Annotated in this window: 30 protein-coding genes; 15 read left to right on the top strand and 15 right to left on the bottom strand. The window is 36.8% G+C overall.

The window, feature by feature from the left end; all coding sequences use genetic code 11:
- Positions 1 to 2: 2 nt before the first annotated feature.
- Both ASE92_RS01180 and pnuC read right to left on the bottom strand, forming a co-directional pair.
- Positions 3 to 965, bottom strand: a complete 963-nt coding sequence (locus tag ASE92_RS01180) for an AAA family ATPase (protein ID WP_056848289.1) — start codon at positions 963 to 965, stop codon at positions 3 to 5.
- Positions 962 to 1,624 (bottom strand): nicotinamide riboside transporter PnuC, encoded by a 663-nt coding sequence (gene pnuC, locus ASE92_RS01175; protein WP_056848288.1) that lies wholly within the window; start codon positions 1,622 to 1,624, stop codon positions 962 to 964. Before pnuC ends, ASE92_RS01180 begins: the two co-directional genes overlap by 4 nt.
- A 276-nt stretch (positions 1,625 to 1,900) precedes the next feature.
- Here pnuC and hflX point away from each other — a divergent pair, with 276 nt between their 5' ends.
- From hflX to ASE92_RS01145, 6 genes are all read left to right on the top strand, one after another.
- Positions 1,901 to 3,091, top strand: a complete 1,191-nt coding sequence (gene hflX / locus ASE92_RS01170; protein WP_056848287.1) for a GTPase HflX — start codon at positions 1,901 to 1,903, stop codon at positions 3,089 to 3,091.
- An 87-nt stretch (positions 3,092 to 3,178) separates the two neighbouring features.
- Positions 3,179 to 3,556 (top strand): 30S ribosome-binding factor RbfA, encoded by a 378-nt coding sequence (rbfA, locus tag ASE92_RS01165; protein ID WP_056848286.1) that lies wholly within the window; start codon positions 3,179 to 3,181, stop codon positions 3,554 to 3,556.
- 5 nt (positions 3,557 to 3,561) lie between these two features.
- The gene (locus ASE92_RS01160; protein WP_162237735.1) at positions 3,562 to 4,197 is read left to right on the top strand and encodes a hemolysin III family protein; all 636 of its coding nucleotides are present in this window, start codon (positions 3,562 to 3,564) and stop codon (positions 4,195 to 4,197) included.
- Entirely contained in the window at positions 4,197 to 4,892 is a 696-nt protein-coding gene (locus tag ASE92_RS01155; protein ID WP_056848284.1) for a peptidoglycan DD-metalloendopeptidase family protein, read from the top strand. Before ASE92_RS01160 ends, ASE92_RS01155 begins: the two co-directional genes overlap by 1 nt.
- 131 nt (positions 4,893 to 5,023) lie before the next feature.
- Positions 5,024 to 5,677, top strand: coding sequence for an energy transducer TonB (locus ASE92_RS01150; protein WP_056848283.1), 654 nt, complete (start codon positions 5,024 to 5,026; stop codon positions 5,675 to 5,677).
- Positions 5,678 to 6,070, top strand: a complete 393-nt coding sequence (locus tag ASE92_RS01145) for a hypothetical protein (RefSeq protein WP_056848282.1) — start codon at positions 5,678 to 5,680, stop codon at positions 6,068 to 6,070.
- On the opposite strand, the gene ASE92_RS01140 is transcribed toward ASE92_RS01145, so the two are convergent.
- Positions 6,067 to 6,921, bottom strand: a complete 855-nt coding sequence (locus tag ASE92_RS01140; RefSeq protein ID WP_056848281.1) for a diacylglycerol kinase family protein — start codon at positions 6,919 to 6,921, stop codon at positions 6,067 to 6,069. The genes ASE92_RS01145 and ASE92_RS01140 overlap by 4 nt on opposite strands.
- 60 nt (positions 6,922 to 6,981) lie before the next feature.
- On the opposite strand from ASE92_RS01140, the gene ASE92_RS01135 reads away from it, so the two are divergent.
- The gene (locus tag ASE92_RS01135) at positions 6,982 to 7,956 is read left to right on the top strand and encodes an App1 family protein (protein WP_056848280.1); all 975 of its coding nucleotides are present in this window, start codon (positions 6,982 to 6,984) and stop codon (positions 7,954 to 7,956) included.
- Positions 7,957 to 8,075: 119 nt separating this feature from the next.
- Here the strand turns inward: ASE92_RS01135 and ASE92_RS01130 are convergent, their stop codons facing one another.
- Positions 8,076 to 8,444 carry a YccF domain-containing protein gene (locus ASE92_RS01130; RefSeq protein ID WP_056848279.1) on the bottom strand — a complete coding sequence of 123 codons (369 nt, stop codon included), beginning with the start codon at positions 8,442 to 8,444 and terminating at the stop codon, positions 8,076 to 8,078.
- Positions 8,445 to 8,561: 117 nt separating this feature from the next.
- Here ASE92_RS01130 and ASE92_RS01125 point away from each other — a divergent pair, with 117 nt between their 5' ends.
- Complete coding sequence (locus ASE92_RS01125) at positions 8,562 to 8,915, top strand: hypothetical protein (protein ID WP_056848278.1); 354 nt, start codon at positions 8,562 to 8,564, stop codon at positions 8,913 to 8,915.
- A gap of 157 nt (positions 8,916 to 9,072) precedes the next feature.
- Here ASE92_RS01125 and ASE92_RS01120 read toward each other — a convergent pair whose 3' ends face one another.
- Positions 9,073 to 10,272 carry a DUF1501 domain-containing protein gene (locus ASE92_RS01120; RefSeq protein WP_056848277.1) on the bottom strand — a complete coding sequence of 400 codons (1,200 nt, stop codon included), beginning with the start codon at positions 10,270 to 10,272 and terminating at the stop codon, positions 9,073 to 9,075.
- A gap of 24 nt (positions 10,273 to 10,296) precedes the next feature.
- On the bottom strand, positions 10,297 to 11,739 hold the full coding sequence (locus ASE92_RS01115; RefSeq protein ID WP_056848276.1) for a DUF1800 family protein: 1,443 nt from the start codon (positions 11,737 to 11,739) through the stop codon (positions 10,297 to 10,299).
- 73 nt (positions 11,740 to 11,812) lie between these two features.
- Between ASE92_RS01115 and aat the strand changes: the two genes are divergently transcribed.
- Positions 11,813 to 12,454 carry a leucyl/phenylalanyl-tRNA--protein transferase gene (gene aat, locus ASE92_RS01110; protein ID WP_056848275.1) on the top strand — a complete coding sequence of 214 codons (642 nt, stop codon included), beginning with the start codon at positions 11,813 to 11,815 and terminating at the stop codon, positions 12,452 to 12,454.
- 95 nt (positions 12,455 to 12,549) lie between these two features.
- On the opposite strand, the gene ASE92_RS01105 is transcribed toward aat, so the two are convergent.
- From ASE92_RS01105 to ASE92_RS01075, 7 genes are all read right to left on the bottom strand, one after another.
- The gene (locus ASE92_RS01105) at positions 12,550 to 13,332 is read right to left on the bottom strand and encodes a DUF1080 domain-containing protein (protein ID WP_056848274.1); all 783 of its coding nucleotides are present in this window, start codon (positions 13,330 to 13,332) and stop codon (positions 12,550 to 12,552) included.
- A 67-nt stretch (positions 13,333 to 13,399) separates the two neighbouring features.
- Positions 13,400 to 13,717, bottom strand: coding sequence for a YgaP-like transmembrane domain (locus tag ASE92_RS01100; protein ID WP_056848273.1), 318 nt, complete (start codon positions 13,715 to 13,717; stop codon positions 13,400 to 13,402).
- A gap of 56 nt (positions 13,718 to 13,773) precedes the next feature.
- On the bottom strand, positions 13,774 to 16,665 hold the full coding sequence (locus tag ASE92_RS01095) for a DEAD/DEAH box helicase (RefSeq protein WP_056848272.1): 2,892 nt from the start codon (positions 16,663 to 16,665) through the stop codon (positions 13,774 to 13,776).
- Between the two features lie 135 nt (positions 16,666 to 16,800).
- Positions 16,801 to 17,376, bottom strand: coding sequence for a pentapeptide repeat-containing protein (locus ASE92_RS01090; RefSeq protein WP_056848271.1), 576 nt, complete (start codon positions 17,374 to 17,376; stop codon positions 16,801 to 16,803).
- A gap of 207 nt (positions 17,377 to 17,583) precedes the next feature.
- On the bottom strand, positions 17,584 to 19,248 hold the full coding sequence (locus tag ASE92_RS01085) for a glycoside hydrolase family 3 protein (protein ID WP_056848270.1): 1,665 nt from the start codon (positions 19,246 to 19,248) through the stop codon (positions 17,584 to 17,586).
- Positions 19,249 to 19,515: 267 nt separating this feature from the next.
- A complete protein-coding gene (locus ASE92_RS01080) occupies positions 19,516 to 20,448 on the bottom strand; it encodes a hydrogen peroxide-inducible genes activator (RefSeq protein WP_056848269.1) in 933 nt (310 codons plus the stop codon).
- A gap of 65 nt (positions 20,449 to 20,513) precedes the next feature.
- Entirely contained in the window at positions 20,514 to 21,440 is a 927-nt protein-coding gene (locus tag ASE92_RS01075) for a GDP-L-fucose synthase (RefSeq protein WP_056848268.1), read from the bottom strand.
- 116 nt (positions 21,441 to 21,556) lie between these two features.
- Between ASE92_RS01075 and trmB the strand changes: the two genes are divergently transcribed.
- From trmB to ASE92_RS01050, 6 genes are all read left to right on the top strand, one after another.
- A complete protein-coding gene (gene trmB / locus ASE92_RS01070) occupies positions 21,557 to 22,207 on the top strand; it encodes a tRNA (guanosine(46)-N7)-methyltransferase TrmB (protein WP_056848267.1) in 651 nt (216 codons plus the stop codon).
- Complete coding sequence (locus ASE92_RS01065; protein ID WP_056848266.1) at positions 22,207 to 22,536, top strand: MGMT family protein; 330 nt, start codon at positions 22,207 to 22,209, stop codon at positions 22,534 to 22,536. The genes trmB and ASE92_RS01065 overlap by 1 nt, the downstream gene beginning before the upstream one ends.
- An 84-nt stretch (positions 22,537 to 22,620) precedes the next feature.
- Entirely contained in the window at positions 22,621 to 22,974 is a 354-nt protein-coding gene (locus ASE92_RS01060) for a carboxymuconolactone decarboxylase family protein (protein WP_056848265.1), read from the top strand.
- Positions 22,975 to 23,026: 52 nt separating this feature from the next.
- Complete coding sequence (locus tag ASE92_RS21650; RefSeq protein ID WP_369817370.1) at positions 23,027 to 23,170, top strand: four helix bundle protein; 144 nt, start codon at positions 23,027 to 23,029, stop codon at positions 23,168 to 23,170.
- The gene (locus tag ASE92_RS01055; RefSeq protein ID WP_255352324.1) at positions 23,133 to 23,390 is read left to right on the top strand and encodes a four helix bundle protein; all 258 of its coding nucleotides are present in this window, start codon (positions 23,133 to 23,135) and stop codon (positions 23,388 to 23,390) included. The genes ASE92_RS21650 and ASE92_RS01055 overlap by 38 nt, the downstream gene beginning before the upstream one ends.
- 1 nt (position 23,391) lies before the next feature.
- Positions 23,392 to 23,979, top strand: a complete 588-nt coding sequence (locus ASE92_RS01050) for a DNA-3-methyladenine glycosylase I (RefSeq protein WP_056848264.1) — start codon at positions 23,392 to 23,394, stop codon at positions 23,977 to 23,979.
- 6 nt (positions 23,980 to 23,985) lie between these two features.
- Here the strand turns inward: ASE92_RS01050 and ASE92_RS01045 are convergent, their stop codons facing one another.
- A complete protein-coding gene (locus ASE92_RS01045; RefSeq protein WP_056848263.1) occupies positions 23,986 to 24,666 on the bottom strand; it encodes a hypothetical protein in 681 nt (226 codons plus the stop codon).
- 46 nt (positions 24,667 to 24,712) lie between these two features.
- Positions 24,713 to 25,483 (bottom strand): hypothetical protein, encoded by a 771-nt coding sequence (locus tag ASE92_RS01040; protein ID WP_056848262.1) that lies wholly within the window; start codon positions 25,481 to 25,483, stop codon positions 24,713 to 24,715.
- Positions 25,484 to 25,505: the final 22 nt, after the last annotated feature.

The following is a 25,505-nucleotide window of genomic DNA, read 5'->3' as shown; positions in this document are numbered from 1 at the left end:
TGTTAAAAAAATTGATCAATAATGGATTTAACTTTTGCTTCCCGTTGCTGATAATTTCCACTAATTAGATTATAATTTATCCCTCGGCATTCTAATTCAGCCTTAAATAAATCGAACATTTCTTGCCTTCTATCGCCGAAGTCCCTTAAATCATCGGCTACCCATTCCACATCAATATCCAACAAAAAATATAAATCGTAAACAATTTCATTTTCAAGCATCGTTAAAACCTCTGGCACAACACCTAAATAATGCTGCGAATAAATTTTGGTAGTAACTAAATCTGTATCGCAAAAAAGTAATTTGTTAGCAATTTTTGTTTTTTCATTTACTCTTTCCGTTTGTGCAAAGCCAATCTTAATTATATCATCAACAGAAATATCGTTCGATGATATCAGTTCTCTTGCCACTTCAGGAACAAATTCTGTTTGATAATGTAGTGCCATTTTTTCTGCCAATGTTGATTTTCCGGTACTTTCAGGTCCATAGAAGCAAACTCGCTTTACAAAATGCGGCTTAACTACATCAGGAATGAATTTCCAATATTTAAAAGGATTGGTTCGAATCATCGTTGCCGAAACTGGAATTTCCATTCGTTTAAAATCGCATAAAACATGCACAGCTTCCAGATTAAAGGCAAAGGGTTCTCCGTATTCTTCTGAACTAATAAGCACATCAATTTTCGGATAAACCTCCCTCATCCGATTTGCCCAAATTTTAGTTCGAGGCATAAGTGCTAATGCTTCATCATCAAAATCATCAGCAATTATGCAAGGCTTGATTTTAGGTTCTGATTTAAAAATTTCCTTGATCCAACTAAATCTTTTTTCAGCATCAATGGGATCTTGTTGAGTAAAGCTCATGGAAACAATAAGTTCATCGCAATGCAATGCGGCAAATTGTATTAACCGAATATGTCCATTGTGAATAGGCATAAATTTTCCAATTACCAAACCTCTTATCATTCGGTTTTACTGTAGCTTTTATATTCTTTAATCCAATTCCATAAGGCAAAGGCTGCAATGATGGTGAAAAGAATGTACTCGACACCAAAAAACATTGCGCCTTTCAAAAAGTATAAATAGGTCGCTACCACATCAATCATTAGCCAGATAATCCAACATTCTATTCGCTTTTGAATCATTAAAAATGTAGTAATTACACTCATCACTAGAATAAATGAATCGACGAAGGGATAGGCGCTTGGCAGGTTAAAAACCAACGGAAACCAGTGATGTAACTGTCTGGCCAATGCACCAATTATTACCGTTCCAACTATACCAACAGCCAAAAAGATCAGAAACTGCTTTCTGGGCATAAAGCTTATCTTCAACTGTTTCTTTTTGTCTTCTTCTTCCGGCTTCGGATTTGCCCATCGCCACCAGCCAAGAATGTTGGTAACGAAAAAGAAACCCATTAAAAACATATCAGGATAAAGCTGTATCTGGTAATAAAAAAAAGCAGATAAAAACACATTGACAATACCGGCCGGCCAACTCCAGATGTTTGCCCTTGCAGATAAAATAACCGAAATAACCCCTGTAACTACTGCAAAAAATTCGAGATAGCTCATTGGGTAATCAAGAATAGTAAAAAAGATGCTTTTGGTACTAAAAAAATTCATCCTCTAGTTAGATAAGTTTCAATCTAAATTAGAACATAATATTGTAGTTAGATACTGAAGGTTAAACAAAAATTAAAAACCAAATGTTGTTCAAACTAATTAACCAATAGTTCTAACCGAATCCTTAATCAATTTCGAGATTATAATTCAGATTAAATGCAAACGGGCTTAAGCTATTGCTTTTTACCAGACTTATTGTTTGAATGTAAGTTGTTGCTAGCTGTGTAGGCCTAGCCAATTTTCAATTTGCAAAATTTGTATCTTTGTACATATTACATGGGAAAACAAAAATTTTATGATACTGCGATTAAGCAGGAACGAGCCGTTTTGGTTGGCGTTGTTACTCCGGGAGAAAAGGAAGAGCAAACAAAAGAATATTTAGATGAATTGGCTTTTCTTGTTGATACAGCAGGAGGACAAGTAGAGAAAGTATTTACTCAGAAAATGCTTAAGCCAGAACGGGCAACATTTGTGGGTACAGGAAAGCTAGAGGAGATTAAAGCTTATGTAAAATCGGAAGAGATTGACACCGTTGTTTTTGATGATGAACTTTCACCGTCGCAGTTGCGGAACATTGATCGTGAGCTGGGTGTAAAAGTTTTAGATCGAAGCAATCTGATTCTCGATATTTTTGCCAGCAGAGCCCAAACTGCACAAGCAAAAACACAGGTAGAATTAGCACAACTGCAATATGTATTGCCACGATTAACGGGTATGTGGACTCACTTAGAGCGCCAAAAGGGTGGTATTGGTATGCGTGGACCTGGAGAAACGCAGATTGAGAGTGATAGACGTATTATTTTAAATAAGATTTCGCTACTTAAGGAGCGGTTAAGAAATATAGATAGACAAAACGAAACTCAGCGCAAAAATCGTGGCCAGCTGATTCGTGTAGCTTTGGTTGGATATACCAATGTGGGCAAATCTACCATTATGAACATGCTTTCCAAATCGGAAGTGTTTGCCGAAAATAAGCTTTTTGCTACGCTGGATACTACAGTTAGAAAAGTGGTAATTGAAAACTTACCATTCTTACTTTCTGATACCGTTGGGTTTATCAGAAAACTGCCCCATCATTTGGTAGAGTGCTTTAAGTCGACCCTGGATGAAGTTCGCGAAGCTGATTTATTGATTCATGTTGTAGACGTGTCACATCCAAATTTCGAAGATCAGATTAATACTGTTAACGAAACACTAAAAGATATCGGCGCCATTGATAAGGATATGATTTTGGTGTTTAATAAAATTGATGCCTACGTTTCACCAGAAGTGGAAGATGAAGACGATGATGGTAAATTAAGCATTGATGAATTTAAGAAAAGCTGGATGAGCCATGGAAAAGTGCCCGTGTTATTTATATCGGCTACAGAAAAAGAAAACATTGAAGAGTTTAAAACATTGTTATATGATAAGGTAAAAGCGGCGCATGTAGCCAGATATCCTTATGATAGCAATCTGTTATATTAATTAAATAATCCGTCGTTGCGAGGCATGAAGCAATTTAATTTGCGAGTGAGATTGCTTCGTACTTCGCAATGATGAAAAATAAAACTTATGGAAAGTAAACGTCAGCAGAAATTTGCAGGAGTACTACAAGAAGAGTTAGCACAGGTTTTTCAGCGTGAGGGTGGAGCATTTTTGCCGAATACGCTGGTAACGATTACACGTGTTCGGGTATCGCCAGATTTGGCTGTAGCAAAGGTATATTTGAGTTTTTTTAATACTACCAATACTACTTTATCCATTAATACGGTAAATGCTCATGCTGGTGAAATTAGATACAAACTGGGCGCCAGAATCCGCCATCAGGTTAGGGTGGTGCCAGAGCTTACTTTTTTTGTAGATGATACAAATGAGTATGTAGAGCGCATGGATCATCTTTTTGATAAAATTGCTAAAGAACCGAGACAAAAAGAAGAAGGCGAAGAATAGTTATCGTGAGAAAATTAAGAGAACCGGTAAACTTCTTTACACATTTTCTACCCGCATTGGTAGCCATACCAGCGGGTTATTTTTTGCTCCAAAAATGCGAAACACCAATTCAATTCACCGCAGCCTGGATTTACAGCATTGCTACGTTTATTTTGTTTGGCGTAAGTGCCACTTATCATGGTTTTCCTGCTAGTGATTATGGCATTCGCTTTTGGCAAAAATTTGATCACTGCTGCATTTATTTGATGATTGCAGGATCATATACTCCCACTGCCCTTCTGGTTTTTGATGGATGGTTACGCTGGAGTTTATTTGCTATTGTATGGTTAATTGCAATAATTGGTTGCCTTTTAAAAATTTTTAACAAACTTAAGAGCACTGCTATATCCCTCTCCATTTATATTTTAATGGGCTGTTTAATTGTTCCACTACTACAAAAAATGCTCAGCACATTGCCCATTGGTGCCATTTTTTGGTTATTATTCGGCGGTATTTTCTACATCGGTGGCACGTATTATTACGCCAAGGATAAACAAATGTTTCGCTGGATGCATAGTCACGAGCTGTGGCACCTCTTTGTTATTGGCGGTGCATTGTCACATTACATTTATAATCACGTTTATATTTTTGATCAGCTTTAATGAAAACCTTTGAACAAATTATTAACGAAAATTCGTCTGCCATTCAAAAAATTGTCGATTTTGATCTTAAACAAGATCAACTTTTACCCTTCGATTTTACTGTCTCGAATTTAGAATTAACTGATGCGATTTTAAACGATACAGATTCTTTTTCTGAATGGATAAACCAAAAACTCATCGCCGCTAAGGCTCGCTATGGTATTGGCGGTTATAATGAGCATCGTACGATTTATTCGCGAAGTGCTCATTTTAGTAGTGTAGAAGAACCCCGGCGGTTACATTTGGGGGTAGATATTTGGGGCGAAGCTGGAACTTCAATTTATAATTTTTACGATGCCGAGGTTCATAGTTTTGCCAACAACAATGCTTTCGGCGATTATGGTGCCACAATTATCTTAGTTTATAATATCGAAGGTTTCAAATTCCACGCACTTTATGGCCACCTAAATTTAGCATCAATTAACCATTTGAAAGTAGGTAAAATGATTTCAGCCGGAGAAAAAATTGCTGAACTCGGCACCAAAGAAGAAAATGGTAACTGGCCATCTCACCTTCATTTTCAACTGGTAAAAAATATTGAAAACTACGAAGGCGATTATCCTGGCGTTTGTAAGTTTAGCGAAAGAAACCAATACCTGGCAAATTGTCCAGATCCAAACATTATCTTAAATTTTACGTTTAATGGGCAACAATAAAATTATCGAAATAATCTGGCATCGCTGATTTAAACATTGTTAACCTTACCGTTGTTATCTTTTTACAATTGTGAGGTTTATATTCCACGAAAGCATATCTGTAGTGCGACTAAAACCGTAAATTAGTAATTATGAAAAGGCTAGTCACCATCTTCTTAATATTTTGCTGTTTGGCTGCGACGGCACAGTTGCAATTTAAATCGGGCAAAGATGGTTTTACAAGTTTCTTAAGAGAAAAAACCATTTACCCCTCATTTTCAAAAAATAACTGTATCCAAGGTACCGTAAACATCAGTTTTAAACTAGATGAAAAAGGAAATGTTTATTCCTCAAGAGTAACCAAAAGCATTTTAAGCGAATTGGACGAAGAAGCGTTGAGGCTTGTGAGATTAAGCAGTGGTAAATGGAAAGTTCCTGTCGGTTATGATACCACAACAGCAGTGATAGTACCGGTTAATTTTAAGCTTTCTGGTTTTAATTGCGAAGGTAAATCGAGTAGAGATATGCAAGATGCCATTCGCAGTTACCAGGCGGAAGAAGGTTTGACAAATTCTGTAATTAATTTTTACAAAAACATTAATCAGGCAAAACCGGGACAAGAAGCACAGATTATCGTTATTAAGAATCAGTTGGGTATTGATGACGATTATTTAAATGAGCGAATTGACAACGGCTTAAAAAAAATTAAACAAGGTGATAAACAAGGCGCTTGCGAAGATTTTTTGTTTGTTAAAAATATGGGTAGTAGTTTAGCAGATCAGTATCTTTCCAAATACTGTAAGTAAATGAGAACTGCCACTAAGTTTTTTGCCCTGCTAGATATCATTAGCATTTTACTCCTTACTAAACAATTTTGGGCAATTATTACCCATATAAATGAAATTCCGGATCAACTGTTATCTCAGATAAGGGTTGTTTTAACACTGCCTATGTTTTTGTCGTTATTTCTATCTGCAGTTGGCTTATTCCTTTTCAAAAAATTTGGTTTTATTACCTACTTTATCCAATTCCCATTCAGGTTAATCGTTTGGATATTTTCCATTGGCTTTATAACCTTTTTGCCAGAAATTTTAAATTTAGGCGAACGCTGGTTCGATATACTATTTAAAATATGTTTTATTGCTGAGTTTTTCAGACTCTATTTTACCATTCAAATCTATCGTAGGGAACTGAATTAAACGATAACAGTTATCGCCGCGGGTAAAATATGGGCTTCAACCGTATTTATTTTCCCCATATATTCACCATCAACCTGAAAATGGGCCTTATGTTTAGACGAAATTTTAATTGCCGATGTTTGAAAAATTTCTACTTTTTTAGGGTTAAATGGAAGCCGTGTGATCCAAACTTTTAATATTTCGAGGTATGAATAATCTTTAACCAAAACGATTTCAAAAAGTTCATCGTCCAACTTTCCATCAGGATTAATTTTTAAACCCGAGCCATACATCGTCGCATTTGCGATGGCTACCATAGCTGCTTTCGATTTAATGGTTTCGCCCTTAATATTCAATTCTACATCCATGCGTTTATGATTCCACAAGGCATGCCATGTCGCTTTAGCATATCCCCACATCCCACGCTCGGGCAAAGTATCAAACTTCTTTACCAGGTAAGCATTAAATCCCAAATCAGATAGATGAATGCATATTTCATCATTTATTTTAACCACGTGAATCTTTTGGGTTTTTCCATTTTTCAGTAGATCAAGTGCTTCAGTAATTTCCTGAGGTATTCCCAGCTCCTTGGCCATCCCGTTTGCAGATCCTGCGGGGATAATCCCAATTGGAATTTCTTTATTTAACAAACACTCGGCCACCAGTTTCAGCGTTCCGTCTCCGCCAACGGCAACCACACGGTCGGGTTGCGACTGTTCGATTTTAGCTTTTATTTTATCTAACGAACAATCATCTGGCAATTCAAAGAGTTCAATGTTCACATCTCCTCCTTTGAAGTGAGTAGAAATTACTTCTTTTAAATTAATATCGTGACTTCCAGAACCTGGATTAATGATAAATAGCAATTTCATGTTTTAGCCTTAAATGCGTTACTTCACAAACAACTTTTAATTCACTCTGTTTTAACTTCGATGAATAAATCTGTAAGCGTAAAAATTTACCATGGCTATGGCCACAAACATAACCTCGTAGTTTATGGCCATGTTTTTAAACGAAGGGCTAAAACATCTCAAATTTACAGCAACAATATTTTCGTAAATATTATTCATCTACTTAAACTTTTCATCTTAAAACCCTATCCTTTAGTTAACATCCGATTGCAATTTTTCGATCAAACCATTTACAATAAAACCGAAAAAGATGGTTTTTTTAAATTTGAATGGGAAGCACTACACGAGGTAGAAGCAGGCTGGCATTTTGTAAAAGTTGAAGCTTTAGATGAAAATAACCAGGTTTTAGCCGCTAACGAGGGCAAAGTTTATGTACCGCACATTACACAATATGCTTTCATTTCTGATATTGATGATACGGTAATGATTTCACATTCGGCTACTATCGGAAGAAGGTTGAGAGAACTTTTTATCAAAAATCCACACACCAGAAAAACATTTCCAGATGCCTCCAGTCATTACCAGCAGCTAGCGCTATCCCATACCGAAAAGAACCAGCCTAATCCTTTTTTTTATGTAAGCAGCAGCGAATGGAACCTTTACGATTATTTGGTGGAAACATTTAAGTTTAACAAATTGCCAGATGGTGCTTTTTTGCTGAACACTTTAAAACGCTGGAGCGATTTAATTAAAACCGGTAAAACTGGTCATGAAGGTAAATTGCTCCGGGTAATGCGAATTTTGGATGCCTTTCCGAACCAAAAATTTATTTTTTTTGGCGATAATTCACAGCAGGATCCATTCATATATGCCTCCATTGTAGAAAAATATCCAAAAAATATCGAAGCGGTTTACATCCGAAATATTCGTCCTGAAAAGGAAAATGAAACCCGTGAACTACTTCAGAAGATAGAAGCAAAAAATGTATGTGCCTGCTTATTTAAAAATAGTAATGAAGCCATCGAGCACTCTAAAAAAATTGGCTTAATACAATAGTTTTTGGAGCGCAATTTTTCGTTTTCATCGGGTAATTTGTTCCCGCTTTTCATTCCATGCCTCGCTACGCTTCGGGCATTCCATTACAATCGGGGCTAGTGAACAAAATATGCTGCCTTTTACGAAATTGACTTTCCAAAAGGCGTGAAAGCCAGATTCATCAATTTGAAATGCTGCCTGCCAAAAGGTATCCCGATAATGGTAATGCATAATAAAATGCCAAACAATAAATGCGTTAGCGCAATCCAAAAACCGCCACAAACCAGCCAAAGAATATTCATTATGGTAGATAGACAACCTGTGTTAGATGAAGTATCGGTGATTTTAACGCCAAACGGAGCTAACCCAACAATGGCAAACTTAAAACACTGGATGCCGAAAGGAATACCTACAATGGTTAAGCATAGGATTAAACCACCAATAATATATTCGAAAAATATAAAAATTCCGCCAAAAATAATCCAGATGATATTGCCTAAGAAGTTCATTCAATTTTTTAAGTTAAGATATATATTGGCCTAAAATGTTACACTGCGAAAATTGATTTCTGTTTTTTCATTGATTGATTCTTATTAATTTACACTCACACACAAAAGAAACAAATCATGAAAAAATTATTAATTGCGTCGGCACTTGTCGCCTGCTTCGCAACAAGTATTGCAAAAGCCCAAACTGTAAGTGGACTCAGGCTGAGCGAATTAAAAACAGATTACATTCAGTTTAAACCTATTTCCCGAACCTTCTCCGAGAAAGTATTTATCGCTGTAGATTATGGCCAAAATGTACAATATGTAGAAGACAGTTTTATTAAGGATGATGATGGAAAAAGGATGGAATTTAAATCTGCGATGGATTTTTTGAATAAAGTTAAATCTTATGGATACGAGCTTTTTCAAGTCTTTTCCGAACAAACCGGAGCAGACAGTAGCAAGCCAGTATATGTACTTAAAAGAAAATAAAATACCAAAAATCTGGGGCTTCTGGTCATTTAAAGTCTCCATAATTTAAGCAAAAAGAGCCAATCCAAATTTGATTAGCTCTTTTTGTTAACGTGACCAAAATTTTTGCTGTACTTGCGAATTGGGTCTAAAAAATTCTGCTGAACTTTTTTAAATTTTAAATAAAATCTAGGGTATTAAACTTCTTATTTAAGATATCGCCATTATTTACATCCAGCCATTTATCTAAAATGGTGCCGTAAACCTGTCTAAAATCCAGTTGATATTTGAGATCACCAGTATCTAAATCGCTTAAATTTGGAGCGCTGTTAAATATCCCCTGTTTTTTTAATTTTCCGCCAAAGACGAACATATTATTTGCTGTGCCGTGATCGGTGCCGTTACTTGCATTTTGCTCTACGCGACGGCCAAATTCCGAAAAAGTAACCACTAAAGTATCTTCCAGCTTATTATTTGATTTTAAGTCTTTTAAAAACGCAGCCATGCCTTCGCTGTATTGTTTCAGCAAATTCCCCTGTTGGTTTATTTGGTTAACGTGTGTATCGAAACCGCTCAGGGAAACGTAATATACCCTGGTTTTCAATCCAGATGAGATAAATTTAGATACCGTTTTCAATTGGTTTGCAAAACCACTTTGAGGATAGGTGGATTTCGATTGGTAAATTTTAGACGTATTTTGAATGTAACTTGCCGATGATTGCGTCTCAATCATTGTCTTGTACAAATAACCTAAATTATCTTCATCAAGATGCTCCTTATCGCTCTTCAGCATGGCCTTAAAAAAAGGATCGTTAGTATTGCGATATAAAGCCGCTGGATCTTTGAGCGCTATTCCTTTCTTGGTTTGTCCTTTCATAGCCAAGGAAAGTGAGTCATCAACCTCTATGGCAGTGTAAGGAAATTTACAGGTTTGGCAATTGCTATCGAGGTATCTTCCTATCCAACCGGTAGATAAAAACTGGTTGCTATCGCTTCCTGTTTGCCAAATATCCATCGAACGGAAATGTGAACGATCTGGGTTTGGATACCCAACATCGTTGATAATCGTCATCCAGCCTTGATCGTAAATTTCCTGCAGTGCCTGCATATTCGGATTCAAACCTTGCATATCATTCAGCTTAATAACTTCTTCTGGCTTAATAGCAATGCCCTTACGTTTCTGATAGTAAATATCATTCCCAAATGGAACAACGGTGTTTAAGCCATCATTCCCACCAGAAAGCTGCACCACTACCAAATTTTTATATAAACTTAGCTCATCAAGCGCCATCGCCTCAAGTGGTTTCATAAATGCAGGTACAAACAACGAACCTGCTGCTACAAAACCTGTATTTCTTAAAAAGTTTCTTCTGTTCATCTTCTTATTTTTTTGATTGATGATTTAGCAAAGTTGATATTCGGGCATGCTTGTAATTTCTACAGCTGTGCTTCGTAAACCCTTATTATCGGCCACCATTCTGGTTATTTTATCGTTCAATTTAGGTTGCAACAAGAATTCCGTAAGCTCTACAGGAGTTAATCCTTTGGGTAAAGTATCTAAAAATTTTGGCCAATCGGCCTGAGCATTTACGTACGATTTTGGCTTCTTGGTATTGTTAGCCATGGTTGTAGCAGTTCTGCTCAACGCAATTACAGCTTCATCTTCCGGATCGGCTTTACCGCTAAAATCGATTTCGCCATCATTTAAAACTAACGAGGGGATCCGCATTCTGAGCATCAGCGATGAGCTATCAATCCAATTTTGCCCACCTGGCCAACCTGCCACATTTGGTGGATTGAATAGGTATTGCCCCAAACTACTTTGAAGTTGAATGAGTACTTGCGGCTTATTATAGGTAACGAAAAATTCGCGACTTAAACCAATCAAAAATTCGGATGGTGATTTAATTTTAGTACCTACATTTTCCGGGCTGTAAAACCAATCAGCGGTAAACAATTTCCGCATCATTTCGGATATATCGTATTTAGCGTTATAAAAATGGTTTGCCAATTCTTTAACGTGTTCTTCATTAGGAGTATCATTTACAAAAAACTTATAAATTTTTCTGCTGATGAAAGTTGCCGTTTCAGGTTTATCCAAAATAATATCGATGATATTTTCGCCTTCAAAATTTCCAATTTTACCGAAGAAGGTTTTAGTGCCATCATCATGCTGGTTCTTTCTAAAGAAGAAAGTTCCATCTTTATCGTAGGTCCAACCGGTAAAGGCTCTAGCTGACTCTTTAATATCATTTTCCGTGTAATTACCTCTGCCCAAAGTAAATAACTCCATCAGCTCTCGAGCGAAGTTTTCATTGGGTTTACCTTTTTTATTCTGCTGGTTATTGAGATACTGCAACATCGCAGGTGATTTTGAAACTTCAATTAAAAGTGTTCTAAAGCTCCCTAAACCATGTTGACGCTGTATGTTGTTGAGTTGTTGTGCATACATCGGGTTATTGCTCCGGCAGGCAAAATGTCCATGCCAAAACAGCGTCATCTTCTCTCGCAATGGACTATCGGTATTGATCATCTTACTCACCCAGGCAATATTCAAATCACGGCTCACCTCGTTCTGCATCTGAACAATCTCCCTACGCATTTTCTTTTCATCATCAGTTAAATCTTTTTTCGCGTACAAGCCAGCTTGGACCAGCATTTGCCTTCTCGATTCGCCATCGTTTACCAAAGTGATGGCATCGTCTTTTTTAGGTTCTTGGAGTAACCCATCAACTACTTTGTTAATGTTCCTTTTGCTTAGCTTGTTTAAATCAGGATAAGAAATACCGAAGCCTGCACGGTTGTAAAGGTGCTTTACTTTGATGAAATTATCTTTTGCGCTCATAATGGACAATTTAATAGTATGACATAAAATAAACGTAAGGGTTTAATGTTTGTTTTCTTTCTTATTTTCGCAGATGTTTTTTCAACTCCTTGAAGATGACTATGGTTTCCCTGATTCTAAGTTCGCTGAACCCGATGGTCTACTGGCAATTGGTGGTGATTTAAGTATAGATCGATTACTCAATGCCTATTCAAATGGAATATTTCCATGGTTTAGCGAAGGCGATCCTATTTTATGGTATGCCCCGCACGAGCGATGTGTAATTTATCCCGATAAAATAAAGATTAGTAAAAGTATGAGAAAAGTTTTAGCTGCTGAAACTTTTGCAATTACTGTTGACAAAGCATTTACTGATGTAATTTTAAATTGCGCCAACACACCACGTAAAGGCCAGGATGGCACATGGATTACCGATGAAATGCAAAAAGCTTACATCAATTTACATGAACAAGGTTTTGCCCACAGTATTGAAGTTTGGTTAAACGAAACTTTGGTTGGGGGATTATACGGCTTAAAAATTAATCGTGTTTTTTGTGGCGAAAGTATGTTTAGCCATATCAGTAACGCATCAAAAGTTGCCTTAATTCATTTAAGCAAATTGAATGTTGAATTAATTGACTGTCAAATTCCGAACGATCATCTTTTGAGCTTAGGTGCAGAAATGATCGATATGAAAGATTACCTCGACATATTGCAGGAAAGAAACCGTCCATAGATATAGCAATTTTCGGCCTGCTGAACAAATCATCTTCAAAACAAAGGCAATAAAAAAACCTGCAAGTTCACATTTGCAGGTTTCAATTTTTGGTTTTATAATTCTCTAACCCAAATATTCCTAAAGCTAATCGGCGGACTAGGATCGCCATGATCTTGCAACTTTATTGATGCTGGACCATGCTTTTTATATTCTGGCGCACCAATGTACCTGGTTTCTCCTTTAAGTACAAAGTTGTTTTGCAAGAGTACACCATTTAGTAAAACAGTTACACTTGCAGGTTTTTTAACCGAACCATCTTCATTAAAACGTGGTGCATTCCAGATGATATCGTAGTACTGCCATTCTCCTGGTTTTTTGTTTGCATTGGCTAAAGGAGTACCTTGTTTATAAACACTTCCGGTTTGGCCATTTACATAGGTTTTGTTGTTATAAGCATCCATAATCTGAATTTCATAACCGTCATCACCACCTCCAGTCGACGCTAAAAACACCCCGCTATTGCCTCTCGCTTGTCCTTCACCTGTAATATTTGCAGGAATTTTCCATTCCATGTGCAATTGATAATCGGTAAACTTTTTATTCGTTTCGATATTTCCTGTACCTTTTTTAACGGTAAAAAAACCGTCGTCTATTGTCCAGGCGGCGGGTTTTGTAGGGTCTTTTACCGAATGCCATGCATCCAAGTTTCTACCATCAAATAAGATGATGGCATCCGAAGGTGCATTTTGAGGAAGTTGACCTGGTGAAACAACTTTCGGAACGGGTTCCCAAACCTCGGTCGTTTTAGGATCTTTGGCTGGATCAATCTTCTTTTCCTGTGCAATTGCTGACATGCCTAGTAAAGTTGGGATAATAAATAATGCGTACTTGCTCATAGTTATTGATTAACATTTAAAGTTAACCAGTTTATTAAGAAATGAAAGTTTCGTATTGAATTTATTACTACAACTCAGTAGAAATGATGGTTTCTTTAATCACGATATCATCCGAGTCTAAATCTAAATCTTGCTGCTGTTCTGCTAAATCTCGGGCAGGGCAATAACCTGTAATGCCGCGGTATAATAATCCGGCACCAACTGCTGCGCCTGTAGCCCCAATTACCGGATGAGAAAAAATGCTGGTTAAACCTTTAAACAAAAGGTAGGAACCTACCACTCCAGATAATATGCGCTCAGAACGTGAGGTGTTTTGAAATAATTCAGGATACTTCCAAGCCTCTTTAACATTATTCAAGGCTGTATTTAAATTTTCATTTGTCATGATCGTAGATTTTAAATTCTAGGATATAACAAATTGATTTTGATAGAGTTTTAGGATTACCTTAATAAATCTTTAATATCATCTTTACTAAGCGATTTAAAGAAGCTTTCTTCGGTGGTAATTAATGAACTGGCCAAAGACTTTTTGCGATTTTGTAGCGCAAGAATTTTTTCCTCAACAGTATCTTTCGCAATAAATTTGTAGATAAAAACCTTTTTATCTTGACCAATCCGGTGTGTTCTATCAATGGCCTGCTGTTCTACCGCAGGGTTCCACCATGGATCCAGGATGAAAACATAATCTGCCTGAGTAAGATTTAAACCTACACCACCAGCTTTGATAGAAATCAAAAACACTTTTAAATTTTCATTTTGTTGAAATTCCGAAACAATCTCACCACGATTTCGGGTTGCTCCGTCTAAATACGCAAAAGGAATGTGTTCTGCTTCGAAGTATTTTTTAAAGATATCCAGATGTTTTACAAACTGAGAAAACACCAACACTTTATGTCCGCCCTTTAACACATTATCAAGTGTATGAATTACATTCTCAAATTTACCTGAATCAGAATTGTAGGTTCCATCGATCATTACGGGATGGTTAGCTAATTGGCGCAGTGCGGTTAGGCCTTGCAAAAGCTGAACTTGCTTTTGGGCAAAGGTGCCATTATCCATACTTTCCAATAAATCATTGCGATAAGCCGATTTGGTTTTTTCGTAATACGCAGCCTGATCTTCACTCATATCGCAATAAATTACCTGCTCGGTTTTTGGAGGTAATTCTGCAGCCACTTGTTCCTTGGTTCTGCGAAGTACAAAAGGTTTTATTAAAGACTGGAGTTTTCGTGCTTTTTCTTCATCCTTCTTTTTTTCGATTGCCTGTACATATTCATCATAAAAAAAAGCTTGCGTACCCAGTAAACCGGGGTTTAAAAAGGTAAGCTGCGACCATAAATCGCCTACTGAATTTTCGACTGGCGTACCACTTAAAATCAACCGATGTTTAGATTTCAAGCTCCGAACGGATTTGAATGATTTAGAAGCCGGATTTTTGATATTCTGGCTTTCATCCAGAATAACATAATTGAAGTAAAAGTTTTTTAACTCCTCGATGTCTACCCTGGTCACACCGTAAGTGGTAATAATAATATCGTAGCTGGCAAACTTGGCTACATCTTTATTTCGATTACTACCCGTATGAGCATAAATTTTTAGCTTTGGGGTAAATTTCTTTGCTTCGGTAAGCCAGTTATAAATTAACGAAGTAGGCATAATAATCAAGGAAGTAGATTGTAATCCGGCAGCTTGATCATCTTCTTTTACTTTTTGCAACATGGCCAGCGTTTGAATGGTTTTACCCAAACCCATATCATCAGCCAAACAACCGCCAAAGTTATATTCCCTTAAAAAGCTAAACCAATTGTAGCCAGCTTTTTGGTAGTCGCGTAAACTTCCCTTAAAATTAACTGGCATTTGTGTATCGGCGATATCTTCAAAATCTACCAATCGTTGTAGTTTGCGTTCTAAAGTTACATTCGCCAAACTGTCTTCAGCCAAATCATTTATTAAACCGATATGATGCTTCTTTAACTTTATCCCACCTGTAGTTTCCGCAAGGCTAAACAAACTTCCATATTGGGTAAACCATTTTTCTGGGATGATAGCTACTTCTCCATCGGGAAGCAAAAACTCTCTACGTTTGTGTAGAATATGTTGTTTTAATGAAAGGAAAGGAATCTGGTATTTACCAAACCAAACTACGGCGTTGATATCGAACCAATCGTTACCTTCCTTTACCTCTAAATCAATTTTATTAGCTCCGAAAACAAAACGCTTTTGCCCTGTGGCTTGTTCGATTTCGAAACCTGCGGCAAGCAAAATTTCAATATGCTCGTTTACCCAATTTATGGCTGCATAACTCGGGTTCTCTTCTTCTATAGCGACCTCTAAATTACTAAAAAGCGAACTTGTTTTTTTTAGCCCTAGTGATAAGAGTAAGTTATATTGTTTTTTCTCCCAATCTGCTGAACGTTTTATACGATGGAAAATATAGTTGTCATCAGTTTTCTCTAAACGAACGGTCACTTTGTGTGCGTTTTCGACAGGGAAAGTATATTCACCATACTTAAAATATAACTGAATTTGCGATAAGCCACCATCAACATATAAAACCTTTATAATTGGAATTGCCTCAAACTGCTCTGTTCTGATCTCAAAACCCTCAGCGTAAACATGGTGCTTTTCAATAAGTGGAGCAACAAATTTTTCAAAATAAGTTGCCTCGGTAGCTTTCGGAATAGCAATGTATCGTTTTGCCAGAAATGGCTGCAGTTTTTTTCCTTCTATATCCTGATCAAAAAAGTAAAGTACATCATTTAATAATAACCAGGCAGGTTTGTTACTTATAATCTGCGCCTCCTTAAACATGAATTCGATGCGGAGGTTTTGATATTTTATGGTAGGGAAATACCTTGTTTCGGTTTCATTTCTACGAAAGTGGAAAAGGATTGAAGCAGGTTCGGCAGCCAATTCGATTTTACGCTCAACCGGCCACCCGTCTTTATCCATTACGTAAAGTTCATTTTTAACCTTTAATATCTCGAGTGCTTCGGCAAGTTTCTTTTCTATTTTAGGGCGAACACTATCATAGAATTTAACATCGAAGATTTTGGTAAAAAACTCGGTAGGTCTGATTAATTTTTTATAGTATTTTTTGATTACAGAATCTTGCTCTATATCATCCAAAATCTTGATTAGCTTATAATCGATTTCAGTTAAGCAAGCTGCAAATTCTTCTGCGGTATGGGTAAAAATTCGTTGATAGGTAAATGAGAAATCACCTTGTGGGTTCAATTGAACAATATGAGGCTCAATTAAATAGCCTAAATACTCATGTTTGCACAAAGAGTACACCACTTTACAAGGTTTAGAACTATCGACGCGTAACATTGATGGGGGGTAAAATTTTTCTAAGCTACCTCGCTTAAAAAACTTTAAACTTACAATATTTTCAGGTTACATCAAAAGAAGTGTAACATTTTAGCGAAGAATTATTTCTTAATTTTTCGAAGCTTTTATTTTTGTCTACTGGCTGATTAAAATATCATATTTAGTAAGAAGGCCCGCTAAGCCGGATTGAGAAAATTTAGCTTTTTTTATCCGATTATTATCCGGATCTATCGAATAGTTATACGCCGTTTTAAAATCGGCTTTTTCTAGAATCGTTTTATCAAAAGTTGCGCTCAATAAATCGCAATTATCGAAAATGGAATTAGACAAATCGCATTCAGAAAAATCAACTTCGTGGAGTTGTGAATTTCTAAAATTGGTCTTTTTTATTTTGAGTTTATAAAAGGAAGAATGATTGATTTTGCAATTGTCAAAATGGAAAGCTAAACCAAAATCATTGCAACTTTCGAAGCGCAAACCGAGCATTTTACAATCGTTAAAGCTTACTTCATTAAATGTTGTTTTGGTTAAATCAGCTAAGCTTAGGTTACAAGAAATAAATTCGCAATCGAGGAATTTTACACCACTTAAATCGGAGCTGGAGAAATTACAACCAATGAATTTACAGTTTTCGTATTCTGCTTTTGATAATGAACGTAAAGTAAAATCTTCTTTATTAAATCTTTGTTCGGCAATGTAATTTTCTGGCATTTGATTGCAAATTTTCTCAAAACAAAGATAAAAATTATACTTGCTGACAGGAAAATCAATGAAAGAAAATGCTGAATAAATTAAGCAGAAATTAGTTAACAGATGAATATCGGCGTGATGCTGGTAATCATCTGATCACTAATTCTATTTACAATACTTAAGTTCAATTAAGAAATAGCAATTTTTTCAATCCCCGTTTATCTCAAGCTACAATCCATCACCAAACTTATAATTAGGCAAAATGCTTACTGGCAACTTCCCTTTTGGCACCAAACGGTTATTAATTACCGCAGCTGCAGAAACTTGCATATAGTCTTCTTTTTGGTAAGCAACTATTAAACCTTTGCTGTTTTCCAGGCCTGGCAAAGCAGATAAATTATATGGATTTGCAAAAAGAGAAAATACTGTATTCTTTGTCGAAAGTTCCTTAATGAAATTTTTTACGCCTGCGTTTAATGGAATATTATTTCCTGGTCTGGCTCTACTGTCGTGAATCCCTACAATTACTTGATCAAAAGCGCCAATTTCTCTAGCTACGTTAGATATTTGAGTTGACGTTGCATCCTTATCCAAAACGTAATAAACAGAATTGTAAAATCCTTTTGAGATCTCTTTTTGGAATCTGGTAACCGATGGAACACCAATACTGATAATAGCTGTCCTTCTAATTGGTACCATATTTTTAATGTAGTCTTTTCCTTTAAGTAAAGTAACCGAGGCATTGGCCAATTCCTGTACCAAGGCAGTACTTGTACCTCTATTTACACCAGCAATAACCCCTTGGGTAACTACCGTATCTCTGCTGCCCAAACCTGCCCAATATTTTGCAGTTAGTATTTTCCTAACACTTTCATCAATAGCTTTCATGTCGATTCTACCTTGCCTTACCGCTTTACGCACTAAGGTTATGGCTCTATCGCTATTTTCAGAAAGCTCTAAAATGTCATTTCCTGCAATAATGCCCAACAAATCAGCCTCACCATTTTTGAAATATTTCACCACGCCTTTCATATCCATGGCATCAGAAATAATTAAGCCTTTAAATCCTAAACGTTGCTTCAAAATCCCCGTAACGATTGGCTTTGACAGCGTTGATGGTAGATTTGGGGTGTTATCTAAAGACGGAATATTCATGTGAGCAATCATCACACCTGAAGCACCTTGCTTAATTAGTTCTCTGAAAGGATACATCTCCAAACTATCCAAGCGGGCCGCTGTAAAGGTGAGTTGAGGAAGATCGTAATGCGAATCTACATCCGTATCGCCATGGCCAGGGAAATGTTTCAAGGTAGTTAGTAAACCGCCATCTTGCATCCCTTTCATGTAAGCGCCGGTTTTGGTTGCTACATTGTATTTATTCTCACCGAACGAGCGGTAATTGATTACTGGATTTTTTGGATTATTATTGATATCAGCATCAGGAGCTAAGTTCATTTGCATGCCCATTCGCTTAAAATCTTTGGCCACTTCCTGGCCCATTCTATAAATCAAATCTTTGTTCTGGATAGCTCCAAGCGTCATTTGGTATGGAAACGAAATGGTACTATCCAAACGCATACCCAAACCCCACTCGCCATCATTTGCCACGATTAAAGGAACACGACTTACTTTTTGGTAGGCATTTGTAGCACGGGCTTGCCTTACTGGTCCGCCCTGGAAAAATATTACTCCTCCCAATTGCTCTTTTTTAATTACCAAACCTACTGAATCGGTATATTTCTGACCTAGATTGGTATGCGCCCGAACAAAAAACATTTGGGCAATTTTTTCTCTACGATTAAGCTTCTTGAAAACAGAATCAACCCATTTGGGCTGATTGGCTAACATTTCAAGATAGGTAGGCTTTTGCGCATGAGCTGAATATGCAGCCATGCATAATATTACAATTAGGAATATATTCTTTTTCACGTTGTTTTGTTGTGACGGCTAAATTAATAAGTAATAAGCGAATAAAACAAAAACCAAACCAAGTAATTAATTTAATACAATAGGTTGTAGCAAGCTATACAGGTAGTTAATGGTTTTGAATGAAAAATCTTGAAGTGAGCATCATGTAACTCTTCTCTAAATCAGCGAGCCGCTAACGGATATTTACAAAAAAAGAGGAAGGATTTTCGAAACCTCAAAAATAAGTCATGCTTAAATTCCTACAATGTCTTTTTTCTTTTTCTGCTTCATTGTTTTGGGAATGATGGACAAAATCTCTTCTTTCAAGGCATTCAACATTCTCATTTTAATGAAGTTTTTGTGTGTAACCAAACTAATTTCCCTTACAGGTTCTGGAGATTTAAAATGACGGATTTTATTGGTTTGTTTGGTATTTAATTCTGCAATGGCCAATTCGGGCAGTAATGTTGCACCGCCGTTTAAATCTACCATCCGCACCAATGTTTCTACACTCCCGGTATTATATTCCAAACCCTGTAATCTATTGTTTTTTGTTGATCTGCAAATGTTCAGCACCTGGTTTCTCATACAATGCCCTTCATTTAATAACCATATGTTTTCATCATTAAGGTCTTCCGCATCTACAGCTTTCTTTTTGTAAAGCTTACTGTTCTTGCTAATGTAACTTACAAAGTTTTCGTAATACAATGGTGATTCGATAATATTGGCATCTGTTAAAGGCGTGGCCAAAATACCACAATCCAGTACACCGGTTTTTAAATGATGAATAATATCTTCGGTGGTATATTCCCAAATGAGGAGTTTTAGTTCAGGGTATTTTTCCAGCATTGCTGAAATTACCTGAGGCAGTAAGTATGGGGCTACGGTAGGAATAACTCCAATACGCAATTCGCCAAGTACATCTTGTTGTTGACTATTGATGAGCTCTTTTACCTTTCCACTTTCCTGTAAAATGACCCTGGCCTGTGCAATTATTTGCGCACCAATTTCAGTTGGAAATACTGGCTGTTTACTTCTATCGAAGATTTTAACGCTTAGCAATTCTTCCAACTTTTGCACTTGCATGCTTAATGTTGGTTGCGTTACAAAACATTTCTCAGCAGCAATAACAAAACTCCTGTAAGTATCTACCGCAACAATGTATTCAAGCTGAACTAAAGTCATTATAGTTAAAATTGATTAATTTCCTCAAATATATCAATTTTAACTATCAAAAGATATAGCTTGATTTAATACCTGCTTTGAAAATCTTGGTAGGCCAATTCAATCCCCTTTCTTAATTCTATTTTATGCTTCCAGCCTAAATTATGCAGTTTAGTTACATCCATTAATTTACGCGGCGTACCGTCAGGTTTTGAGGAGTCAAACACAAGCTCACCTTCAAACTGTAACACCTCTTTTATCAGCAATGCTAAGTCTTTTATGGTAATATCATGGCCTGTGCCAATGTTGATCAGGTTGGGCTCACTATAATTTTGCATCAGATAGAAACAGGCGTCAGCTAAATCATCAGCAAATAAAAACTCTCTCATCGGGGTACCCGAACCCCAAACCGTAACGCTTTGATGGTCATTAATTTTTGCCTCATGGATTTTCCTGATTAGCGCAGGCAAAACATGTGAATTTTCAGGGTGATAGTTATCGTTATAACCATAAAGATTCGTTGGCATTACCGAGATGAAATTACATCCATATTGATCACGATACGCATCGCACATTTTAATCCCTGCAATTTTAGCAATGGCATATGGTTCATTGGTGTGCTCCAATGTGCCGGTTAAAAGGTAATCTTCCTTTAACGGCTGTGGCGCCAATTTCGGATAAATACAGCTTGAGCCTAGAAACATCAACTTCTTAACACCACTTAAATAAGCACTATGAATCACATTATTTTGGATGGCTAGGTTTTCATACAAAAAGTCTGCTCGGTAAGTATTGTTGGCTACAATACCACCAACTTTGGCCGCAGCAAGAAATACATAATCTGGTTTTTCCGCATCAAAAAACTCGGTTACGCCATGTTGATTTCTTAAATCTAATTCAGCAGAACTTCTGGTGATTAAATTATTGAAACCTTCTGCTTCCAGCTTACGGAGAATTGCCGAACCAACCATACCGCGGTGGCCAGCAATGTATATTTTAGCGCTCTTTTCCAATGTGTTGCTTTTAAATAATCTGCAAAAATACAATTGATAAACTGAAAAGGAATCATTATGGCAGGAAAAACAACTCTGGATAATGTTTTAATTGTAAATTTGCCGAAAAAAAACTTTTGGGTAAAGATAAACTTAGACGTTTTGCTGAGATAGAAACTTTTGCAAACGTATATCAATTAGAGGAAGGGAAAGCGCTTAAAGGCCAATGGGCTGCTGAACATTTCAAAAATGAAAATCCTGTTGTACTGGAGCTGGCTTGTGGCAAAGGCGAATACACGGTAAATTTGGCAACATTATTTCCTGAAAAAAATTTTATCGGTGTAGATTATAAAGGCAACCGCATTTGGCGTGGGGCTAAAACCGCCATTGAAGAAGGAATTGACAATGTTGCGTTTTTAAGAATTCAAATCGAGAACTTGCTGGATTATTTTGCTGAGGGAGAAATCGACGAAATTTGGATTACTTTTCCCGACCCTCAACCACAAGACAGCAGAGAGAAAAAACGCTTAACTTACCCTGTGTTTCTAAATCGCTACAAAACAGTTTTAAAACCAGGCGGCAAGGTAAATCTAAAAACGGATAACGACCAGCTTTATGCCTACACTTGTGAAAAAGTGGAGGAACTAAACCTGGTTGTACATAAAAATACTGATCATTTGTACACATCTGGTTTAGTAGATAACGTATTATCGATTAAAACTTATTACGAAAAAAAGTATTTGCTTCACGATAAAAATATCAATTACATTCAGTTTGCATTCGAATAATGGATACTAACTTTTACGAAATGGTGTATGAGGTTGCCCGCTTAATTCCGAAAGGGAGAGTGACTTCTTATGGCGCTATCTCGAAAAGTTTAGGTGCAGCAAAATCATCTCGAATGGTTGGGCATGCCATGAGTTATGCCGGTACGGCACATCCGAAAGTACCCGCACACCGGGTGGTAAACAGCAGTGGTTTGCTTACGGGGAAATTTCATTTCGATCCGCCAGAACTGATGGAGGAATTGCTGTTGAAAGAAGGTGTGGAAGTAAAAAATGATAAGGTAGTGAACTTTAAAAAGGTATTTTGGAATCCGATGGACCTAGAGGAATAGCTGGTTTTAGCTCTCAATTTCCAATTTGGAATTTCCAATTATCAAAATTTAATCTTTCAAAAATTCAATCATTCAAAAATTATTATGGGAAAGTTAGTAGAAGAATTTAACGGCTATCGTGAAAAAATGAACGATAGAATAATGGAAACTGCCAATACAAACATCAAACGTTTCTTCGCTTTGGATACCACTTCTTATGCCGAAGGCGCCCTGGACGTCAAAACCAAAGAAATGTTAGGTCTGGTGGCTTCAATGGTTCTGCGCTGCGATGATTGCATAAAATATCACTTAGGAAAATGTTATGATGCAGGCGTAAACAGCGATGAAATGAACGAAATCTTCATGATCGCTAATTTGGTAGGTGGCAGTATCGTTATTCCACATTATAGAAGAGCGGTAGAATATTGGGATGAACTTTCGATTAGTCCGAAGTCTTAAGTCTATAGTCCTTAGTCTCTTTTCGAAATGCTATATTAGATAAAAAGATAGCATGGGAAAATTTAGAGAACTAATCGTTTACAAGAAAGGATTTTCATTGTTAATGGAAATCTACTTGTTAACAAATGACTTTCCAAAAACTGAACAATATAGTTTAGTTGATCAAATCAGAAGATCATCAAGGATCTGTTTGTAGTAGTGTTGGAGAAGCATATAAAAAGAGAAGATATCCCAATCATTTCATTAGCAAATTAACAGATGCTGACATGGAGAATGGTGAAACACAAGTTTGGCTTGATGTTGCACTGGCCTGCAGATATATAACTATTGAAACATTTACTGCTTTAGATTCGCAATGCGAAGAAATTAGTAAATTGTTGAACTTCATGATTAACAATCCCGCTAAATTCGCGTAATATGACTCACGACTCTAGACTGAAGACTAAGGACTTGCAAACACGCTGTTCCTGGGCAACTTCCGACCCACTTTACATAAAATACCATGATGAAGAATGGGGAAAGCCTGTTTATGATGATAAAATATTATTCGAGTTTTTACTGTTGGAGGGAGCACAGGCCGGCTTAAGCTGGATTACAATTCTAAAAAGAAGAGAAAATTACAGGAAGGCGTTCGTGAACTTTGAAGTAGGCAAAGTAGCAGCTTTTGATAATCAAGATGTAGAACGGCTATTGAACGATCCGGGAATCATCAGGAACAAGTTAAAGGTAAACGGTGCGATTACGAATGCCAGATTATTTATCGAAATTCAAAAAGAATTTGGGAGCTTCTCAAGCTATATCTGGGGTTTTATTTCTGCTGGAAAACCAATCGAAAATAATATAGAAACGATGAGTGACGTTCCTGCCAGAACAGAATTATCTGATGCCATTAGCAAAGACATGAAAAAGCGTGGCTTTAAATTTTTTGGAACCACCATATGTTATGCTTTTATGCAAGCCACTGGAATGGTCAATGATCATTTATTAAACTGTTGCGCCAGATAAGAGCAGCTACTTTTTTATGGAGTTATATTCCTTAATCAACTCAATTACTTCGCGACTATCAAACGATACACTATTCTCCACTTTAGCTTTCATACTCTCATTATCTCCGATTTTTTGAAGCAAAATTGTTTTAACGCTTGCTTTTTTATCTTCATCGGTAATGGCTTTCATGGGTACTTCCTGTAGCGGACCGGCACCTGGCTTTTCAATAAAATAACGCACAGCAGGTGCTCCGGCTAGTCGCTCTGGCGCTGCACTTCTTCCTCCACCAATACTGATTCCTCCACCCATTCCCATGCCTCCAAAGCCTCCTGTTCCAGTTCCAATACCCACTGAAGGCCTAAACCTTACTTTTTTATCTTTTGTCGGTGGCATCAAAGTTCCTCCTCCAAAAGCATAAAGGTTAACGGTTCCCAATTCAATCACTTTCACAAAACGATATTCAAAATTACGGCCATTGGCAAAGCCCTTACTTAGGTAGCTATCGCCATTCCAGAAAAAATTCTTTACATCCTTCGCTGGAAGGATAACGTCAGCTTCGTCATTTGCGCTGATCAATACAGAGAAATAATCGGTGCCTTTTATAGTACCACGGATCACATCATCATCATTTTTAAGAATGAAATCCTGAGCAAAGGAACCTGTACCAACAGAGAGAAATAAAAGAATGCTTAATAAAATTTTCATCGTGACTATGCTTCTCACAAATAACGCTACAAATTATTGAAATGTATTAATTCAAGTTAATTTTAATGTTACCAGCATTTATATCACTGTGTTTTTGCTGGAAGTTTAAAAACGCATCTTTCATTTTTCCATAAGCATAACCCTTAGCATTCGAGAAATTTTTACCCAGGGCATAAAATTTATTAAGCACGTAAGTATTAAAAAGAAAATTTTTCAAATCATTATCTGCCTGCGTATCCGAAAATACTTTAATTAAATTCTCTCGGTCGACAAAAGAAGCAATTCCTACCTTCATATTGAGGTACTGCATTTCTTCATTTATTAACTGCTTCGCATCTACAAAGACATCAGCTGTTTTAGTTATTGTTTCAATTTTAAGTAAATGTGGTGCAATTTCCCGTGCTAACATCTCTTTCGTTACTAACACCAATCCTTCAGGGATGTAATAAAGGGAATCACTATGGTAGGGATCAACATACAGCACCAACTGCTCTTTGGTAGAAGGATTAGTTAAGGTATAACGGTCTACAATTCCAGACTTACCAGCGGTGCTCGATCTACTTGTAAAATCAATTGCAGTACCGTTTGGCCACCTAAACGAACTTTCCAATTTGGCCATGCGCAATTTCAATAAAGATCTATCTGCAAGATTAGTAAAAGCACCAGTGGCGATTGGCCTTTCTACCGACGTTCCATAGCCTTTGCTATAGCCTCTCAAATTTTCAAAAGTGATGTAAGTAATTAGCGAATCGGAAGGGAGCTGAGCCTTTGCAAAGCCTATAATCAGACAAAAAATTAGCGTAGGGAATGTTTTCATAAAGCGTTTTTTTATTGATGAT

The organism is Pedobacter sp. Leaf41, assembly GCF_001422545.1.
In the GTDB taxonomy this organism is placed as follows: domain Bacteria; phylum Bacteroidota; class Bacteroidia; order Sphingobacteriales; family Sphingobacteriaceae; genus Pedobacter.
Note: the sequence above shows the minus strand (reverse complement) of the source record. Positions and strands in the feature narration are given on the sequence as shown.

Bases quoted from the DNA above. Each gene is read 5' to 3' on its own strand.
- ASE92_RS01045 (WP_056848263.1), bottom strand. From the start codon at position 24,666: ATGAAAATTTTATTAAGCATTCTTTTATTTCTCTCTGTTGGTACAGGT.
- ASE92_RS01120 (WP_056848277.1), bottom strand. From the start codon at position 10,272: ATGAACAGAAGAAACTTTTTAAGAAATACAGGTTTTGTAGCAGCAGGT.
- hflX (WP_056848287.1), top strand. From the start codon at position 1,901: ATGGGAAAACAAAAATTTTATGATACTGCGATTAAGCAGGAACGAGCC.
- ASE92_RS01095 (WP_056848272.1), bottom strand. From the start codon at position 16,665: ATGTTACGCGTCGATAGTTCTAAACCTTGTAAAGTGGTGTACTCTTTG.
- aat (WP_056848275.1), top strand. From the start codon at position 11,813: ATGTTTTTTCAACTCCTTGAAGATGACTATGGTTTCCCTGATTCTAAG.
- ASE92_RS01105 (WP_056848274.1), bottom strand. From the start codon at position 13,332: ATGAGCAAGTACGCATTATTTATTATCCCAACTTTACTAGGCATGTCA.
- ASE92_RS01080 (WP_056848269.1), bottom strand. From the start codon at position 20,448: ATGACTTTAGTTCAGCTTGAATACATTGTTGCGGTAGATACTTACAGG.
- ASE92_RS01040 (WP_056848262.1), bottom strand. From the start codon at position 25,483: ATGAAAACATTCCCTACGCTAATTTTTTGTCTGATTATAGGCTTTGCA.
- pnuC (WP_056848288.1), bottom strand. From the start codon at position 1,624: ATGAATTTTTTTAGTACCAAAAGCATCTTTTTTACTATTCTTGATTAC.
- ASE92_RS01180 (WP_056848289.1), bottom strand. From the start codon at position 965: ATGATAAGAGGTTTGGTAATTGGAAAATTTATGCCTATTCACAATGGA.
- ASE92_RS01090 (WP_056848271.1), bottom strand. From the start codon at position 17,376: ATGCCAGAAAATTACATTGCCGAACAAAGATTTAATAAAGAAGATTTT.
- ASE92_RS01140 (WP_056848281.1), bottom strand. From the start codon at position 6,921: ATGAAATTGCTATTTATCATTAATCCAGGTTCTGGAAGTCACGATATT.
- ASE92_RS01085 (WP_056848270.1), bottom strand. From the start codon at position 19,248: ATGGCTGCATATTCAGCTCATGCGCAAAAGCCTACCTATCTTGAAATG.
- ASE92_RS01130 (WP_056848279.1), bottom strand. From the start codon at position 8,444: ATGAACTTCTTAGGCAATATCATCTGGATTATTTTTGGCGGAATTTTT.
- ASE92_RS01100 (WP_056848273.1), bottom strand. From the start codon at position 13,717: ATGACAAATGAAAATTTAAATACAGCCTTGAATAATGTTAAAGAGGCT.
- ASE92_RS01065 (WP_056848266.1), top strand. From the start codon at position 22,207: ATGGATACTAACTTTTACGAAATGGTGTATGAGGTTGCCCGCTTAATT.
- rbfA (WP_056848286.1), top strand. From the start codon at position 3,179: ATGGAAAGTAAACGTCAGCAGAAATTTGCAGGAGTACTACAAGAAGAG.
- ASE92_RS21650 (WP_369817370.1), top strand. From the start codon at position 23,027: ATGGGAAAATTTAGAGAACTAATCGTTTACAAGAAAGGATTTTCATTG.
- ASE92_RS01135 (WP_056848280.1), top strand. From the start codon at position 6,982: ATGAATAAATCTGTAAGCGTAAAAATTTACCATGGCTATGGCCACAAA.
- ASE92_RS01155 (WP_056848284.1), top strand. From the start codon at position 4,197: ATGAAAACCTTTGAACAAATTATTAACGAAAATTCGTCTGCCATTCAA.
- ASE92_RS01050 (WP_056848264.1), top strand. From the start codon at position 23,392: ATGACTCACGACTCTAGACTGAAGACTAAGGACTTGCAAACACGCTGT.
- ASE92_RS01125 (WP_056848278.1), top strand. From the start codon at position 8,562: ATGAAAAAATTATTAATTGCGTCGGCACTTGTCGCCTGCTTCGCAACA.
- ASE92_RS01150 (WP_056848283.1), top strand. From the start codon at position 5,024: ATGAAAAGGCTAGTCACCATCTTCTTAATATTTTGCTGTTTGGCTGCG.
- ASE92_RS01060 (WP_056848265.1), top strand. From the start codon at position 22,621: ATGGGAAAGTTAGTAGAAGAATTTAACGGCTATCGTGAAAAAATGAAC.
- ASE92_RS01115 (WP_056848276.1), bottom strand. From the start codon at position 11,739: ATGAGCGCAAAAGATAATTTCATCAAAGTAAAGCACCTTTACAACCGT.
- ASE92_RS01145 (WP_056848282.1), top strand. From the start codon at position 5,678: ATGAGAACTGCCACTAAGTTTTTTGCCCTGCTAGATATCATTAGCATT.